Here is a 15533-nt window from a genome sequence, read left to right as displayed (position 1 = left end):
TTGTACCGAATGCCGATGCGCCACCGGCAATCGATGCGTCGGGTCAGTTCCCGAGATGCACCGGGAACGCTTCGAGGTCGTTCTGGGTGAGCACCGGCAGGTTGCGGATCTCCTCGACCGGCACGGCGAAGCGCAGGCCGGGGAAGCGATCGAACAGGGCGGGCAGCGCGATTCCCGCTTCCAGGCGGGCGAGTGCCGCACCAGGGCAGATATGCGGACCGTAACCGAAGGCCAGGTGCCGGTTGGCCGTCGGGCGGGCGACGTCGAAATCGTCGGCGTCCGGGCCGTGCACGGCGAAATCCCGTCCGATCGCGCGGTAGGACATCACCACTCCCTCACCCTGCGCGATGACCGTGTCGCCGATGGCGATGTCCTCGGTGGCGAACCGCATCAGCAGATGGGTCACCGGGCTGTCCCAGCGCAGGGTTTCCTCCACCGCGGCTTCCCAGGTGAGTTCGCCGGTGCGGATGGCGCTCAACTGGTCCGGGCGCCCGAGCAGTGCGCGTACGGCGTTGAGGATGAGGCCGATCGTCGTTTCGTGGCCGGCGGCCACCAGCGCCTTCAGGTTGCCCACCACCTCTTCCTCGGTGAGCGGCTCGATGTCGTCGCCGACGATGAAGGCGCTGGTCAGGTCGTCGGTCGGGTCGGCGGTCTTCTTGCGCACCAGGTCGGTGAAGTAGACGTCCAATTCGTCGATCACCCGTAGCCGCTCGTCCTGCGGGGTCAGCAGCGAGAAGAACGCTTTGTACGAGCTGAGCAGCATCGGATGGTCGGCCCGGTCCACGCCCATCAGCTCACTGATCACCCGCATCGGCAGCGGGTAGGCGAACACCGTCTTGAGGTCCACCGCCGCGCCGTCGCGTCCGGCCTCGCCGAGATCGTCCAGCAGTTCGGCGGTCATCCGCTCGATCGCCGGCCGCAGCGCGTCCAGCCTGCGCTTGGTCAACGCCTGGGTGGTCTTGATCCGCAGCTTGCGGTGCTCGGCGCCGTCGACGGTGAACATGGAACGGCCCGCGTCGATCATGCCGATCAGCGGCCACTGCCTGGTCACCGCGCCGGACTGCCACAGCGACCAGGCGCCGATGTCCTTGACCAGCCTGGTGTCGACGAGCAACTGCCTGGCCAGCGCGTGCTGGGTGACCGTCCAGGCGGGCACACCGAGCAACTCGATCCGGGCGAGCGGACCGGCGGCGCGCAACCGGCTGGTCTCCGTGCCCAGATCGCCGACCATCGGGTCGATGACAAGGGTTGCTGCGTGGGGGCATTCAGTGCTCACGGGGTACCTCCGACGGCGCGAACGGGTGTGAAGCGGACAGGCAGGGATGTCATGCCGCGCAGGAAGGCCGACGGTCGCCGGACCAGGTTCTGGGCGGGCACCGCCAGGTCGAGGTCGGGCAGCCGGTCGAGCAGCACCTCGATGCCGGTGCGCGCGATGACCTCGGCGATCTCCTGTGCGGGAAACGGGCAGCGGTACTCGCCGTAGCTGAAGGCGAAGTGTGCGCTGTTGCCGGTGTGCGCCGGTTCGGCGCCGTCGGAGACATGCTGGCGCACATGGGGATCGGCATTGGCCGCGGCCAAGCCCAGTAGCAGCATGTCCCCGGCGCGGATGACCTTGTCGCCCAGCCGGGTGTCGCGGGCCGCCCAGCGCCCGGCGAGGATCTGGGTGGGCGTGTCCTCCCACAGCACTTCGTTCATCGCCTGGCCCACGCTGTGGCGCCCGCCGCCGAGCGCGGCGGCGAACCGGTCGTCGGTGAGCATCAGCCGCACCGAGTTCCCGATCCAGTCGGCCGTGGGCAGGTATCCCGCGGCGGTGATCGCCATCAGGTCCAGGACGTATTCCTGATCGGTGAAGGCGCCGGGTCGCGCCAGCATCCAGGACACCAGGTCGGCGCCCCGCGCGGCCTTCTTGGTCGCGAGCAGGTGCTGCATGTGCTCGGCGAACTGCTGGTGGGCGGCCTGGGCGTCGGACCCGCCGTCGGCGAGCGTCTTCATCGTCCACGCCACCCGGGGCCCGTCCTCGTCGGGAAAGCCCAGGATCCGCGCCAGGGCCAGCACCGGCAGCGGCTCGGCGTAGTCGGCGACCAACTCCGCTTCGCCCCGTCCACAGAACGCGTCGATCAAGCGGTCGGCCAAATCCTCGCAGGTGCGCCGCAATTCGAAAGTGTCGACCAATTCCAGCGCGGGCTCCACCATCGCCACGTGCCTGCGGTGCTCCGCGCCCGCGGTGAAATAGATCGACGGCATCGGCTGCCCGACCATCGGCAGCAGCGGCCAGTCCGCGGGGATGTTCGGCCACTGGTTCCACCGGGCGACGTCGCGCGGGAACAACTCGGGATCGCTGGTCACCTGGTGCAATTCGCGATAACCGATGACCAGCCAGGCGGGGACGCCGCCGGGCAACTCGACGGCGACGACCGGACCGTGCTCGCGGCGCATCTCGTGATAGAGCTGATGCGGGTCGGTGTGAAAACGTGGACCGCTCAACGTGACCGGGGCGGCGTGGACGGGGCAGCTGTCGGTGGAACTCGGCGCGGGCACGGTCATGACGCGGCCTCCGGAGTCGGGAGCAGGGGACGCCCAGGGGGCGTGGCGAGGGAGTAGAGGTGCTCGACGAGGGTGATCAGCACGCCCGCGCCGGACTCGCGGGAGCGGGCGTCGCAATCGATCACCGGCACGTGCGGATCCAGGTCGAGCGCGTCGCGGACCTCGCCGGGACGGTGACCAGCGCCGAAGTCGTTGCAGGCGACGATGAACGGCGTCTGCTGGTGTTCCAGCCGGTCGATGGCGTACCAGGAATCGGCTATCCGGTGCGGGTCGACCAGCACGATGGCGCCGAGCGCGCCGGTGAACAGCCGATCCCAGAGGAACCGGAACCGCTCCTGCCCCGGTGCGCCGAACAGATACAGCACGTGCTCGTCGTCGATGGTGATCCGCCCGAAGTCGAAGGCGACGGTCGTCGTCGATTTGCCCGGCGCGCCGCTGGGGTCGTCGATGTCCAGCCCCTCGTCGGTCATGATCGCCTCGGTGTCCAGCGGGCGGATCTCGCTGACGGCGCGGACCATCGTCGTCTTGCCGACGCCGAAACCCCCGACGATGACGATCTTCAGTCCCCGCCTGGTCGCCTGGTGCAGGGGCGCGTCCGCGCGGGCGGGGCGCGGATCAGAGTTTGCGAAGTCCAACGAGCACCTTCTCGAGCGTGGTGGTGTCGGGCAGGGAAGACCATGGCGCGCCGGGAAGACCGCTGCGCGGCGGACGGACGGTGATCTTGCCCGCGTGCAGCAGGTCCGAGAGCAGGATGGTCGCGATGCCCACCGGAATGCGCAGTTCGGCGGCGATTTCCACGACGGCGGTCGGGGCGCGGCACAGGTCGAGGATCGCCACGTGCTCGGACTGCATGCCCGGTGTGGGCGCGCACTCGCTGACCACCAGGGTGACCAGATCGAAGGTGTCGGAGTCCGGCTTGCTCCGGCCGCCGGTCAGTGTGTAGAGCCGATCGGGGTCGTCGTCGCGGCCTGGCCTGGTCACGACACGCTCGCTCCCGGGAAGCGCGGCGCGGCCGCCAGGTGCTCGCCGAGCTGTTCCACCAGCTCCCGCATGTTGTGCCCGACCAGCCCGGCGTCCGCGTCCTCGGCGGCGACGACCGCGATGTGCGCGCCCAGCCCGGCTTCGACGATGAACAGGATGCCGCCGTAGAACTCGGTCATCGACTGGCGCACCCCCGCCCGGCCGTCGCCGAATTCGACCGATGCCCCGTGCGAGAGGCTCTGGATGCCCGCGGCGATGGCGGCGAGCTGGTCGGCTCCGTCCACGGTGAGTTCGGGCGTGTGGCAGATCTTCAGCCCGTCGCTGGACAGCAGCAGCGCGTGCCTGGTACGCGGTGTGCGGGTGAGCAGCTGATCCAATAGCCAGCTCAGCTGGGCGGTCTCGGAGGTTGTCATCGTTCGTTCTCCACGGAGACGGAAGGGGCGGGGGAGGAGGTGACGGCACTGTCGGTCGCGCGCCCGGCCACCGCGCGCTGGAACGCGCCGAGCGAGTCCGGCCGCGCCGCGGGTGGCGTCGGCGTGGCCGGTTCCGGTGCGGCGAGCCCTTCGGGATGGACAGCGGCCAGCGTGCTGCCGCGGCGTCGCTTGGGCAGCGCCGGACCGGCGGCGGACGGTGGGGCGGGCTGCGGTGGAGCGGGCGTCCGTTCCGGCGGTGCGGTGGCGCCCGCGCGCTCTCGCGTGACGGGCAGCGTGCCGGTGATGGTGGACGACTGCGGCCGCTCCACACGAGTGGTGAGATCGCGCGGGATCACCACGACCACGGCGGTGCCGCCGATGGCGGAAGGACGGTAGGAGACGGTGAGGCCGTGCTTGCGTGCGAGATTGCCCACCACGGCGAGGCCGAGCCGGGTCCCGGTGAGTGACGAGAGGTCGAGTCCGGAACCGCGTGCGTCCGGTCCGGTGGCCGACACCGCCGCCTCGGCGCGGCGCAGCGCCGAGGCGCTCATGACCAGTCCGCTGTCCTCGATGGTGATGATGACCCCCGCCGGGACCTCGGCGGCGTAGACGTGCACCTCGGTGGTGGGCGGGGAGAAGTTGCAGGCGTTGTCGAGCAGCTCCGCCAGCGCGTGCATGACGCCTTCGGCGGCATGGCCGGAGACCGCGATATCGGCGATCGCCCGCAACCGCACCCGCTGGTAGCCCGCCACGCGGCCCATCGCGCCGCGCAGAATCGATTCCATCGCAATCGGTTTGGCCCACCTGCGGCCGGATCGCGCGCCGCTGAGCACGGCGATGCTGTCGGCCAGGCGCCCCGCCTGGGCGGTGTGGTGGTCCAGTTGCAGCAGGTCGGCGAGCACGGTGGGATCGCCGTGCCGGTGCTCCATCTCGCGCAGCTCCGCGAGCATGCTGGTGGTCATCGCTTGCATGCGCCCCGCGGCGCCCGCGAAGGCCGCCATGGCGGCGGCGCGGCGGCTCTCGCTGCTCTTCGCGCGCGCCGTGTGTTCGGCGGCCGCCTCGTTCGCGGCGTTGACCTCGGCGTGCGCGCCGGCGAGGGCGTGCACGCGCTCGTCCCGGGCCTGGTCGGCGTCCCGCCGGGCGTTCCGGGCTTCCCGGCGGAAGTGCACCGCCGTCGTCACCGCGGCGCACAAGGCGATCGCCGCGGCGGTGGCGCCCGCCGCGAGCGAAATCCGGAATTCGGCGGGTGCGTAGTACACCGCCGTGGTCACGATGGCCGCGCTCGCGACAACGCAGGCCGACAACGTGGCGTACGGCGGTTTCGAGCGCCGGACAGCGCCATCGCCGAGTTCACTCGCCGCCGGATTCAACAACTCTGACAAGTTTCGTACTTCCGCACTCGCGCTCACCGCCGGAGAATTGACATCCCCTTACCCCCTTCTGCGTGCACTTTCACCCCAAATACGCAGACCGACAAGCATTTTCGAATCTCGCGGCACGAGCATAGCGGGACGGGCCGTGCCGCGCCACCCGGGCGGATTTCGCGGGCGCGCGGCACGGCCGGATATTCCCGCTGCCGTGCCGATGCTCGGATTACGCTGGCGATGGCCGAAAAGTGCGGTGTGGCGGCGCGGTCAGTGGGAAATTGCCGGAAAGTCGTTTGCCTGGAATTCACTATCCGTGCTCGCGGCTGGTGCGGGCCGCGGTATTGCGGACGAATATTCGAAATCTGGATTATCGACGCGCCGGGCAGCCGCGTCGAGCGAATCGGCGGTGTGGCCGGCCCGCCGGTCTACCGGAGCCGGGGGCCGAAACCGAGCCGCTGTCGTTCGATCAGAGTTGTGCGGTTTGCTCGCACGGAGGCAGGCCGTCGGCCTCGCGGAGTACTTCGGCGACGGACTCGAGGTACAGCAGCGTGCGCAGCGACACGCCGTTCACGGCTTGCCCGAGGCGGCGCAGGGCCGAATTGTCCAGGTGCGCGATCACTTCGGCGTCGTCGGCCCGGTCGGGGCCGGGATCGAAGACGAAGTAGCTGGGGTCGAGCCCGAACACATGGGCCAGCCCGGCGCGTGCCTGCTCCGGCAGTGCGGTGAGCTGCCCGCGCCGGACTTTCGCCAGGTGACCCGGTTCCAGGTCGTACCCGGCTGCGGTCACCCACGTCTCGACCGTATCGTCGGCGAGCGGGCGCCCGTGCGCGCGCTCCCACATCTCGAACGCTAGGTTCAGCCGGGCAGTGATATCGATGTCCACGACCGCCTCCACCTTCTGGGGACATAGCTTCTTGACGGGTCACACATTCACTCGACCGTAGCGTGGGAGCAGTCGATCACCGTGATTTCACGGCAAATGTCCGGTTGCATAGGGGGCGGAACAGACTCGATCCCCGAATTGCGGGGATAACGGCGTCGAGGAGGCGGATGTGCGACTGAGTTCCGAGGAAGCGCGCAAACGATTCGCGAGCAGCCCGGTCGCGCGGTTGGCGACAATTTCGGCGCGGTCGCGCCCGCATGTGGTGCCCATCGTGTTCGTCGTGGCTGGCGAGGTGATCTACACCAGCGTGGACGCGAAGCCGAAGACCACCACGGCGTTGCGCCGCCTGGACAACATCGCGGCGAACCCAGCGGTCGCCGTGCTCGTCGACCGCTACGGCGACGACTGGACCCAGCTGTGGTGGGCCCGCGCCGACGGGGACGCCCGCATCGCGGAACCCGACGAGGCCGCAGCGGCGATCCGTCGATTGACCGAGCACTACCCCCAGTACGAGCGACAGCCGCCGCCGGGCCCGGTGATAGCCATCGACGTGGCGCGCTGGTCGGGGTGGTCCGCGAGCTGAGCGGTCCGCGCCGGTTCGGGTACAGTCCGATTCGTCGCGTCCCCCCTGCGACAGTCGACCTGTCGAGCCGATCGTGAGGATCGCATGCCCTCGAATTTCGCGCTGAAGGCCATGAATACGGCGCATCGTGTCCTGTTGAAGATCAGCTTCGGGAAGGTGGGCAATGACTTCGCGGGCATGCCGTCGCTCGAGCTCACGACCATCGGCCGCAAGTCCGGCCGCCCGCACGCGGTCATGCTCACCGCCCCGGTCGTCGACGGCGACACCTACGTCGTCGTCGCCTCGCGCGGCGGCGACCCCGTGCACCCGGCATGGTTCCTGAACCTGCGCGACAACCCGGATGTCGTCGTGTCGGTGCGCAGCGGCCCGAAGGTGCCCATGACGGCTCGGGTGGCCACGGCCGAGCAACGGGCCGCGCTGTGGCCCCGCGTCACCTCCGCGGCGAAGAACTACGCCGACTATCAGACGAAGACCACGCGCGAGATTCCGCTGGTGCTGCTGACGCCGAAGGCGTGAGACCGCCGCTGGGCGACGGTCGGGGTCGGTAGTCGCGCAGCACCAGCGCCAGACATCCGGCCGCCGCCAGCGCGCCCGCGCCGAGCATCGCCGGATAGCCGAGGCCGACGGCATCGTGCAGGAACGAAAGCAGCGCCGGGACGCCGAAACCCAGATAGCTGGCCGAATAGAACACGGCGGTCAGCCCGGCGAGATCGTCGGCGCGGGCGATGCGCTCGATCTCCTGCAGCCCGGCCACCAGGCCGATGCCGTAACCGGCGCCGAGCACCGCGGCGGCGGCCAGCGTCGACCACAGGGTCAGCAGGCCGGAAGCCGCGGCGGCGAGGGTCATCCCGAGCGTGACCGAGGCCAGCGCCATTACGGCCGCCCGCGCGGTGCCGGGCCGATCGATCCGGCGCGCGACGGACTGGACGGCGAATCCACAGCCCAGCGTGATGACACACACCACGGCGGAGAACGCGATCGGCGCCGCGCCGACCTGCGGTGCCATCAGCGCGGGCAGCACCGCGTACGCCGTCGCGGCGGAAGTGAACAGCCACAGGGCGACCGGGATCGCCACCATCCGGAATCGTCGGTGCCCGGTCGCGGGAATCCGCAGGTCGTCGCGGAGCCGACGCGGATCGCGGCGGGGCGGGACGGTTTCCGGCGCCCGCCTGACCCACACGGCGGCGATCAGGCACAGCCCCACGTTGACCAGGTACGCCGAGGTGTTCGGCCACGGCGCCCATTGCGCGAGCACTCCGGCGCAGCCTGCGCCGACCGCGAAACCACCGGTGAGGCTCATCGCGGAGCGACGCGCACCCGTGCCCGCGGCGAGCCCCGGCCCGTGGGGCGGCTGCGCCAGCTCTTTGAGCCAGCTGCCGCCGACCGCCATCGCCAAGCCGAGCGCGACGCCACACAGCACCCGCCCCGCCGACATCAGCGGTACCGACGCGGACCCGAACGCGAGCAGCAGTGATCCGGCCGCGGCGATCAGCGGGGCGGGCCGCAGCAGGGCGCGCCGGCCGTGGCGATCCGACAGCGGACCGCCGATCAGCAACGCGGGCACGATGCCGAGCACGTAATAGAACAGCAGCAGATCGACGGTCGTGGCCGCCAGTCCGTCGTTCTTGTACATCACCAGCAGCGGCGTGAACTCGTTGCCGCCCCAGGCGATCGTGAACATCGCGGCGGCGACCCCGCGCCACGGGCTGGAGACGACCCGGTCACCGGGCGCGGTGAGGGTGAGTGTCGCCATCACCGGCTCCGTAGTTCCAGCTGGTGGACGCCGGACAGATGCTCGACCAGTGCGTCGGCGAACCCGTCGACCTCCGCCGCCGCGATCAACTCGGCCAGCCGTGTGTGCTGCTCGATGATCCGGGTCATGTCGACCGGGCCGCGGCGCAGGGCCACGCTGTTCATCCGGCGCTGGCGTTCGCGCAGCGAGTCGTAGAAACCCGACAGCAGCGGATTGCCACCCGCGAGGACGTAGGTGCGGTGGAAGTCGGTGTCCGCCAGCGCGAATCCGTCGAGGTCGCCCGCCGCGGCCAGGTCGCGCTGCCGCTCGATCGAGGAACGCAACGCCTCGACCAGCATGCCGGTGTCGGTCGCGGTCGCGCCGCGGACGGCCGCGGTCTCCACGACGTATCTGGCATGCACGACGTGCTCGGCCTCGTCGGGCGGGATCGGCACCACCAGCGCGCCGCGCTTCGGGTAGAGCTTCATCCAGCCCTCGGTCTCCAGCCGCAGGAAGGCCTCGCGCACCGGCGTGCGGGAGGTGCCCAGCTCGGCGGCGATCTCGCCCTCGCTGATCAGTTCGCCTCCGGCCAGCGCGCCGGAGAGGATGCGTTCCTTCACGGCGCGATAAGCCTGTTCAGCCGATGAATACGTCTTAGACACAAGTTGTATCTTAGCTTGCAGGTTCGCGGAGGGTTTGCGAGGTGGTCGGCCGACGGGATCGCCCAACGCGCAGGGACGATGGTGCAACCGATGCTTGCCGGGGCTTCCGGCATCACCGTCTGCCTACGCGGCGGTGACCGCAGGCAACGGTGCTCGCCGCTCACGCGGATGAGCGAGGGGCGCGACTGGCGGTGTCGGCTAACGCGCGTAGCACCTGATGGCGAGTGTCAGTGGACGCGGGAGCCTACGTCGCTATGTGGCCTCGCACATCAGGTCGGCGCGGGGAAGCGGGATCCGGGCTGACAGCCGGATTGAGCACCCCCAGGGTGTGCGTCGGAAACGCCGACGCACGGCGCTCCGCCGGTGAGTGACTGTCGGGCCGTCCGAGTGGATCTTCCTGGGCTATCGGGCGGAGCGGAGCACCGGACGAGGCTGTGGACGCGCCTGCTCGAGTTGCGCTGCGATCGGGAGGATCGTCGTCTCGCCGTTGGTGGGGCCGACCAGCTGTACCGACAGGGGAAGCCCGTCGTCGCCGACTCCGGCGGGCACGGACGCGGCGGGGTGGCCGGTGACGTTCCAGATCGCGGTGTAGGCGACCATCGGCACCGAGGCGAGTTGAGCGCGCGCCGTGTTCGCCCCGTCGAGCACACCGAGCAGCGGCGGGCGGATCGCGATGGTCGGCGTCAGCAGCAGATCGCACTCGGTGAAGATCCGATCTGCCTTGCGCCGTACCGCCTCGCCCCGGCGGATCGCCCATTCGACGACCGGCCCGCGCGCCCAGGCGCCGACCGCGATTGTCTGCTTGGTGCGGCGTTCGAGCAGCTCCGGATGGTCCACCTCGGCCAGCTCGGCGCGCACGCCGCCGAAGAACTGCGGGAAGAAGGCATGGGTCGAATCGGGATAGTCGGGGTCGATCTCCGCGACCGTGTGGCCCAGCTCGGCGAGCAGTCTCGCGGTGTCGCGGACGGCGCGCACGTGCTGCGGATCGAGCTTCACCAGCGGGATGGGGGATTTGGTGCTGTAGCCGATGCGCAACGGCCGAGCCGGTCCACGCGCCGCCGCCTCGAACGAGAGGTCCGGGTCCGGCGCGCGGAATCGGTCGGTGCGGGTGGCGCCACGGATGACGTCGTAGATGACGGCGGAGTCCAGCACGCCGCGGGTGAGCGGCCCGGCGACGCCCAGCGCCCACCACAGGTGCTCGTTCGGGGCGATCGGCACGCGCCCACGCTGCGGTTTGAGCCCGAACAACCCGCAGCACGCCGCCGGGATCCGGATCGATCCGCCGCCGTCGCCGCCGAGAGCGGCGGGCACCAGACCGGCCGCCACCGCCGCGGCGGACCCGCCGCTCGATCCGCCGGTGGAGCGGCTCGGGTCCCACGGGTTGCGGGCCACGCCGAAGGTGCTGGACTCGGTGAACGGCCACTGCCCGAATTCCGGCATCGAGGTCTTGCCGACGATGACCGCCCCGGCCGCGCGCAGCCTGCGCACCGCCTCGGCATCCGCCACGGCCGGTGTCGCGTTCGCCCGGGTGCCGAAGCTGGTCACCACGCCCGCGACGTCGAATTCGTCCTTCACCGCGATCGGCACCCCGTGCAACGGGCCGACCGCGCCGCCCGCCGCGCGCTCACGGTCCCGCTCGACCGCTTCGGCCCTGGCCTCCTCGCGCAGCACGCGCGTGAAGGCGCCGAGATCCGCGGCGGCATCGATCCCGTCGAGCGTCGCTTCGACGAGTTGCTCCGCGGAGAGCGCGCCCTGCGCCAAGAGCTCGCGCTGTTCGAGCACGCCCGACGAGACGACCTCTTGGAGATCCATCCGCTACCGCTCCTTCCGGGCCGCCGATGCCGACACCTCCGACCGTATGCAGTCGAGCGACGATTACGCAATCAATCCGTCCGGCGAGCCCGTTCGGTTATCGGTCGTGCCCGGTCGCCGGGCCCTCGGTCGTGGCGGCACCGGTGCGCTCCAGCTTGGAGTGGGTGCGCGAGTACGCGAAGTAGACGATCAGGCCGACGACCAGCCAGATCGCGAAGCGCACCCAGGTCTCCCACGGCAGCGACCAGATCAGGTACACCGAGAACCCGACGCCGATCAGCGGCACGACCGGCATGAAGGGCAGCCGGAACTCGCGCGGCTCGTCGGGGCGGGTGCGCCGCAGCACGATCACCGCGACGGACACCACGATAAACGCCATCAGGATGCCGATATTGGTCAGTTCGGCGACCACCGTGATGTCCAGCAACCCGGCCATCAGCGCCGACCCGATACCGACGATCCAGGTCACCCGGGTGGGCACCTTGCGGACCGGATGGGTCTTGGCGAACCACTCCGGCAGCAGCCCGTCGCGGCTCATCGCGAACCAGACCCGGGTGACGCCGAGCATGAAGGTGAGCACCACGGTGACGATGCCGACGATGGCGCCGACCGCGATGATGTTCGCCACGCCCGGCTGCCCGACCGACTCGAACGCGGTGGAGAACCCGCTGGTCGGACTGATCTCGGTGGATTTCTGCATGCCGGTCAGCACCAGGGTGGCCAGCACGTAGAGCACCATGGCGATGGCCAGCGAATAGATGATCGCCTTGGGCAGGTGCTTCTTGCCCTCGGTGGATTCCTCGGCGGCGGTGCTCATCGCGTCGTAGCCGAACACGGCGAAGAAGACCGTGGCCGCGCCCGTCCACACCGCCCCGGCGCCGAACGGGAAATACGGGGTGTAGTTCGAGCTGTCGATATGGAACACGCCGAGCACCACGATCAGCACGACCAAGGCGACCTTGATGCCGACGGCCACGGTCTCGAACCGGCCGACACTGCGGATGCCGCGCGACAGCAGCCAGGCCGTGCCGAGGCAGAACAGGACGGCGAAGACATCGATCACGTGGCCTTCGCCGGTGCCCGAGGCGCCCATCATCCAGTCCGGCAGCGTGACGTCGACCTGCTCCAGCAGGAATTTGAAGTATCCGGAGACGCCGATGGCGACCACCGCCGCGACCGCGATGTACTCCAGCAGCAGATCCCACCCGATGAACCAGCCCGCGATCTCACCGAGCGACACATACCCGTAGGTGTAGGCGGACCCGGCCTTGGGGATCATCCCGGCGAACTCGGCGTAACACAGCGCGGCGGCGCCACTGGCGACACCCGCGATGAGGAACGAGATCAACACCGACGGCCCGGTGACGGAGTGCGCGACCGCGCCCGCCAAGGTGAAGATGCCCGCGCCGATGATGCCGCCCACGCCGATCGCGGTGAGCTGCCACAGGCCGAGCGACCGCGACAGTTGCTCGTCGGCCGGGGCGGCCTCGTCCTCGACTTCGCCGAGCGGTTTCCGGCGCGTCATCTGACCGCGTAACTGCGCGAGGGACATAAAGATCCTTGCTGTGTTTGTTTTTCCAGCGCCTGCGGCGCTGGGTGTTCGCGGCCCCTTATGGCTCGCGTCCGAGCGACCGCCGCTTGCTCCTTCGTCGCCTACGCGACGGCCGCTCGGACGCGAGCCGGGCCGCGAACGGCTGCTCGGTCTCGCGTCGCTCGAAACCTGGAGTTGGGCCGGTGTGGTCGCGTGACGCCGTAAGGTGCGGCGAAAGTTCGCTGGTAGGGGGTGAATAGGTTCCGGTGTTCGGCTGGGCACGCGGTAGGCGAGCAGCCGCGTTACCTGTCCGCGTGCATGCATTCTACGGTCGGGTTTCCCGGCGGCGGTCGAGTATCGTGGACCGAGCGTCGCCTGTTCTGTGCCCTCAGCGGTCGCGGCCGAAGGAGCGCAGGAAGAACGCGATGTTGGCGGGCCGCTCGGCCAGCCTGCGCATGAAGTAGCCGTACCACTGGTCGCCGTAGGGCAGGTAGACGCGCAGTGCGTGGCCCGCTCCGGCCAGGCGCCGCTGTTCGGCGTCGCGGATGCCGTGCAGCATCTGGAACTCGAAATCGCCCGCCTTCCGGCCGCTTTCGCGCACGCAGCCCAGCGCCGCCTCGATCAGCGCCGGATCGTGTGTGGCGATCATCGGGTAGCCTTTGCCCTCCATCAGGACCCGCAGGCAACGCAGGTAGGACTCGTCCACCGCGGATCGGCTCTGATAGGCCACCGACGCGGGCTCGCGATAGGCGCCCTTGCACAACCGGATCCGCGATCCGGGCCCGGCGAAGATCCGGCAGTCCTGCTCGGTGCGTTTGAGATAGGCCTGCAAGACCGTGCCCAGCCACGGGAAATCGAGACGCAGCTCGCGCACGATGGCCAGCGTCGCATCCGTGGTGGTGTGGTTCTCGGCGTCCACGGTCACCCAGACGCCTGCCGCCTTCGCCGCCGTGCAGATCTCGTAGGCGTGTTCGCGGGCGATAGCGTACCCGTTCTGCGGCAGCGACTGGCCCAGCGCGGACAGCTTGAGCGAAACCTCCAGTCGCGGTACCGGCGCCTCGTCGACGGCCTGGAGTTCACCCAGCGCCGACAGCAGCCGCAGGTAGTGCGCGACGGTTGCGCGGGCGCGGTCGAGAGTTGTGGTGTCCTCGCCGAGGTAGTCGATGCTCACGAAGCGGCCGGAGCCCAGCAGCGCCGAGGTCGCGGCGACCGCGTCGTCCTCGGTCTCACCCGCGACGAAACGGTCGACCAGCTTCTTGGTGCTCGGCATGCGGGTGATCGCGCGCTCCAGGCGCGGGGAACGGGACGCCGCCAGGACGGCGGGCCGCAGCAGTCCGGAGAAGGCCATCACAACTCCTGGTGCGGGTAGCGGTGGTCGGTCGCGGGGACGAAGGTTTCCTTGATCGTGCGAGCGGAGGTCCAGCGCAGCAGGTTCTGTGCCGAGCCTGCCTTGTCGTTGGTCCCCGACGCACGCGACCCGCCGAACGGTTGCTGTCCGACGACCGCGCCGGTGGGTTTGTCGTTGACGTAGAAATTGCCCGCCGCGAAGCGCAACCGCTCGACGGCGCTGCCGATCGCCGCCCTGTCCTCGGCGATGACCGCGCCGGTCAGGCCGTAGGGCGAGCCGCGGTCGATCACGTCGAGCGTGGACTCGAACGAGCCGCCGGACGAATCGTCGTAGACGTGCACGGCCAGGATCGGCCCGAAGTACTCGGTGCGGAACGCCTCGTCGGCGGGGTCGTCGCCGAGCAGGACGGTGGGCTCGACGAAGTAGCCGACGCTGTCGTCGGCGTGGCCGCCGGTGGCGATGGTCAGGCTGGGCGTCGCCTTGGCGCGCGCGAGGGCGTCGGTGTTCTTGCCGAAGGCGCGCCGGTCGATGAGCGCTCCGCCGAAGTGTCCGAAGTCGGTGACGTCGCCGTAGCTGAGCGCGGCCACCCGGTCGATGAATTCGCGGCCCATCCGGTCCCACAGCGATCGCGGGAGGAACGCGCGGGAGGCGGCCGAGCACTTCTGGCCCTGGTAGTCGAACGCGCCGCGGATCAGGGCCGTGCTCAGCACCTCGGGATCGGCCGAGCTGTGCGCCACGACGAAGTCCTTGCCGCCGGTCTCGCCCACCAGACGCGGGTAGGTGTCGTAGTGGTCGAGGTTCGCCGCGACGGTGCGCCACAGGTGCCGGAAGGTGGTGGTGGACCCGGTGAAGTGGATGCCGGCGAGGCGGCGATCGGCCAGCGCCACCTCCGACACTTCCGGTCCGGCGCCGTGCACCATGTTGATCACGCCCGGCGGCAGCCCCGCGGCTTCCAGCAGCCGCATCGTCCAGTAGGCCGCCACCGACTGGGTGAGGGCCGGCTTCCACACGACGGTATTGCCCATCAGCGCGGGTGCGGTGGGCAGATTGCCCGCGATGGCGGAGAAGTTGAACGGCGTGATCGCGTAGACGAAGCCCTCGAGCGGGCGGTAGTCCATCTGATTCCACACCCCGGGCGCCGACATCGGCTGTTCGGCCAGGATCCGGCGCGCGAAGTGCACGTTGAACCGCCAGAAGTCGACCAGCTCGCACGGGGTGTCGATCTCGGCCTGGTAGGCGGTCTTGGACTGGCCCAGCATCGTTGCGGCGGCGAGGGTTTCGCGCCACGGCCCGGCCAGCAGATCGGCGGCGCGCAGGAAGATCGCGGCGCGCTCGGCGAAGGACAGCGCACGCCAGTCCGGCGCCGCGGCGGTCGCCGCCGCGATGGCGTCGCGGACCTCGCCCGGTCCGGCCGTGCCGACCGTGCCCAGGACGGCGGCGTGCCGGTGCGGCTGCACCACCCTGACGCGCTCGCCGCGACCGCCTCGGTGCACGCCGCCGATGACGTGCGCGACCTCGGTCGGCGTCGCGGCGAGTTCGGCCAGTTTGACCCGCAGGCGCTCGCGTTCCGCCGTACCCGGCGCGAAACTGCCCACCGGTTCGTTGACCGGCGCGGGTGGGGCCACGACGGCGTCCATGAGACCTCCTGCTATTTAGGTGATTTTCCGGTAGAGGGAA

The 15533-nt window shown here is 70.0% G+C and carries 15 protein-coding genes; 2 read left to right on the top strand and 13 right to left on the bottom strand.

Annotated elements, in window-relative coordinates:
• Positions 1 to 43 precede the first annotated feature (43 nt).
• From LTT66_RS00215 to LTT66_RS00185, 7 genes are all read right to left on the bottom strand, one after another.
• On the bottom strand, positions 44 to 1276 hold the full coding sequence (locus LTT66_RS00215; protein ID WP_233063125.1) for a cytochrome P450 family protein: 1233 nt from the start codon (positions 1274 to 1276) through the stop codon (positions 44 to 46).
• Positions 1273 to 2544 (bottom strand): cytochrome P450, encoded by a 1272-nt coding sequence (locus LTT66_RS00210; protein WP_233063124.1) that lies wholly within the window; start codon positions 2542 to 2544, stop codon positions 1273 to 1275. Before LTT66_RS00210 ends, LTT66_RS00215 begins: the two co-directional genes overlap by 4 nt.
• Positions 2541 to 3179, bottom strand: a complete 639-nt coding sequence (locus LTT66_RS00205) for a GTP-binding protein (protein WP_233063123.1) — start codon at positions 3177 to 3179, stop codon at positions 2541 to 2543. The genes LTT66_RS00210 and LTT66_RS00205 overlap by 4 nt, the downstream gene beginning before the upstream one ends.
• Positions 3160 to 3525 carry a DUF742 domain-containing protein gene (locus tag LTT66_RS00200; RefSeq protein ID WP_195151284.1) on the bottom strand — a complete coding sequence of 122 codons (366 nt, stop codon included), beginning with the start codon at positions 3523 to 3525 and terminating at the stop codon, positions 3160 to 3162. The genes LTT66_RS00205 and LTT66_RS00200 overlap by 20 nt, the downstream gene beginning before the upstream one ends.
• Complete coding sequence (locus tag LTT66_RS00195; RefSeq protein ID WP_195036385.1) at positions 3522 to 3938, bottom strand: roadblock/LC7 domain-containing protein; 417 nt, start codon at positions 3936 to 3938, stop codon at positions 3522 to 3524. Before LTT66_RS00195 ends, LTT66_RS00200 begins: the two co-directional genes overlap by 4 nt.
• A complete protein-coding gene (locus LTT66_RS00190; RefSeq protein WP_233063122.1) occupies positions 3935 to 5320 on the bottom strand; it encodes a sensor histidine kinase in 1386 nt (461 codons plus the stop codon). The genes LTT66_RS00195 and LTT66_RS00190 overlap by 4 nt, the downstream gene beginning before the upstream one ends.
• Positions 5321 to 5771: 451 nt before the next feature.
• Complete coding sequence (locus tag LTT66_RS00185; RefSeq protein ID WP_181724573.1) at positions 5772 to 6188, bottom strand: hypothetical protein; 417 nt, start codon at positions 6186 to 6188, stop codon at positions 5772 to 5774.
• A gap of 169 nt (positions 6189 to 6357) precedes the next feature.
• On the opposite strand from LTT66_RS00185, the gene LTT66_RS00180 reads away from it, so the two are divergent.
• A complete protein-coding gene (locus tag LTT66_RS00180; RefSeq protein ID WP_332909660.1) occupies positions 6358 to 6771 on the top strand; it encodes a TIGR03668 family PPOX class F420-dependent oxidoreductase in 414 nt (137 codons plus the stop codon).
• Between the two features lie 84 nt (positions 6772 to 6855).
• Positions 6856 to 7287 carry a nitroreductase family deazaflavin-dependent oxidoreductase gene (locus LTT66_RS00175; protein ID WP_233063121.1) on the top strand — a complete coding sequence of 144 codons (432 nt, stop codon included), beginning with the start codon at positions 6856 to 6858 and terminating at the stop codon, positions 7285 to 7287.
• On the opposite strand, the gene LTT66_RS00170 is transcribed toward LTT66_RS00175, so the two are convergent.
• The 6 genes from LTT66_RS00170 to pruA form a co-directional block, all read right to left on the bottom strand.
• Positions 7202 to 8524 (bottom strand): MFS transporter, encoded by a 1323-nt coding sequence (locus LTT66_RS00170; protein ID WP_233063120.1) that lies wholly within the window; start codon positions 8522 to 8524, stop codon positions 7202 to 7204. The genes LTT66_RS00175 and LTT66_RS00170 overlap by 86 nt on opposite strands.
• On the bottom strand, positions 8524 to 9165 hold the full coding sequence (locus tag LTT66_RS00165) for a GntR family transcriptional regulator (RefSeq protein WP_181724569.1): 642 nt from the start codon (positions 9163 to 9165) through the stop codon (positions 8524 to 8526). The genes LTT66_RS00170 and LTT66_RS00165 overlap by 1 nt, the downstream gene beginning before the upstream one ends.
• A 402-nt stretch (positions 9166 to 9567) precedes the next feature.
• A complete protein-coding gene (locus LTT66_RS00160) occupies positions 9568 to 10977 on the bottom strand; it encodes an amidase (protein ID WP_233063119.1) in 1410 nt (469 codons plus the stop codon).
• 97 nt (positions 10978 to 11074) lie between these two features.
• On the bottom strand, positions 11075 to 12529 hold the full coding sequence (locus LTT66_RS00155; protein ID WP_233063117.1) for an amino acid permease: 1455 nt from the start codon (positions 12527 to 12529) through the stop codon (positions 11075 to 11077).
• 367 nt (positions 12530 to 12896) lie between these two features.
• Positions 12897 to 13856, bottom strand: a complete 960-nt coding sequence (locus LTT66_RS00150; RefSeq protein ID WP_233063116.1) for a proline dehydrogenase family protein — start codon at positions 13854 to 13856, stop codon at positions 12897 to 12899.
• A complete protein-coding gene (gene pruA, locus LTT66_RS00145; RefSeq protein WP_233063115.1) occupies positions 13856 to 15493 on the bottom strand; it encodes an L-glutamate gamma-semialdehyde dehydrogenase in 1638 nt (545 codons plus the stop codon). The genes LTT66_RS00150 and pruA overlap by 1 nt, the downstream gene beginning before the upstream one ends.
• Between the last annotated feature and the right edge of the window lie 40 nt (positions 15494 to 15533).

The sequence above is a fragment of the Nocardia gipuzkoensis genome, from assembly GCF_021183645.1.
Classification (GTDB): Bacteria; Actinomycetota; Actinomycetes; order Mycobacteriales; family Mycobacteriaceae; genus Nocardia; species Nocardia abscessus.
The sequence above is the reverse complement of the archived record's forward strand: the minus strand, read 5'-3'. Positions and strand labels throughout refer to the sequence as shown.

Coding starts and splice junctions, on each gene's coding strand:
- LTT66_RS00210 (WP_233063124.1), bottom strand. CDS start 2,544: ATGACCGTGCCCGCGCCGAGTTCCACCGACAGCTGCCCCGTCCACGCC.
- LTT66_RS00155 (WP_233063117.1), bottom strand. CDS start 12,529: ATGTCCCTCGCGCAGTTACGCGGTCAGATGACGCGCCGGAAACCGCTC.
- LTT66_RS00195 (WP_195036385.1), bottom strand. CDS start 3,938: ATGACAACCTCCGAGACCGCCCAGCTGAGCTGGCTATTGGATCAGCTG.
- LTT66_RS00150 (WP_233063116.1), bottom strand. CDS start 13,856: ATGGCCTTCTCCGGACTGCTGCGGCCCGCCGTCCTGGCGGCGTCCCGT.
- pruA (WP_233063115.1), bottom strand. CDS start 15,493: ATGGACGCCGTCGTGGCCCCACCCGCGCCGGTCAACGAACCGGTGGGC.
- LTT66_RS00175 (WP_233063121.1), top strand. CDS start 6,856: ATGCCCTCGAATTTCGCGCTGAAGGCCATGAATACGGCGCATCGTGTC.
- LTT66_RS00170 (WP_233063120.1), bottom strand. CDS start 8,524: ATGGCGACACTCACCCTCACCGCGCCCGGTGACCGGGTCGTCTCCAGC.
- LTT66_RS00160 (WP_233063119.1), bottom strand. CDS start 10,977: ATGGATCTCCAAGAGGTCGTCTCGTCGGGCGTGCTCGAACAGCGCGAG.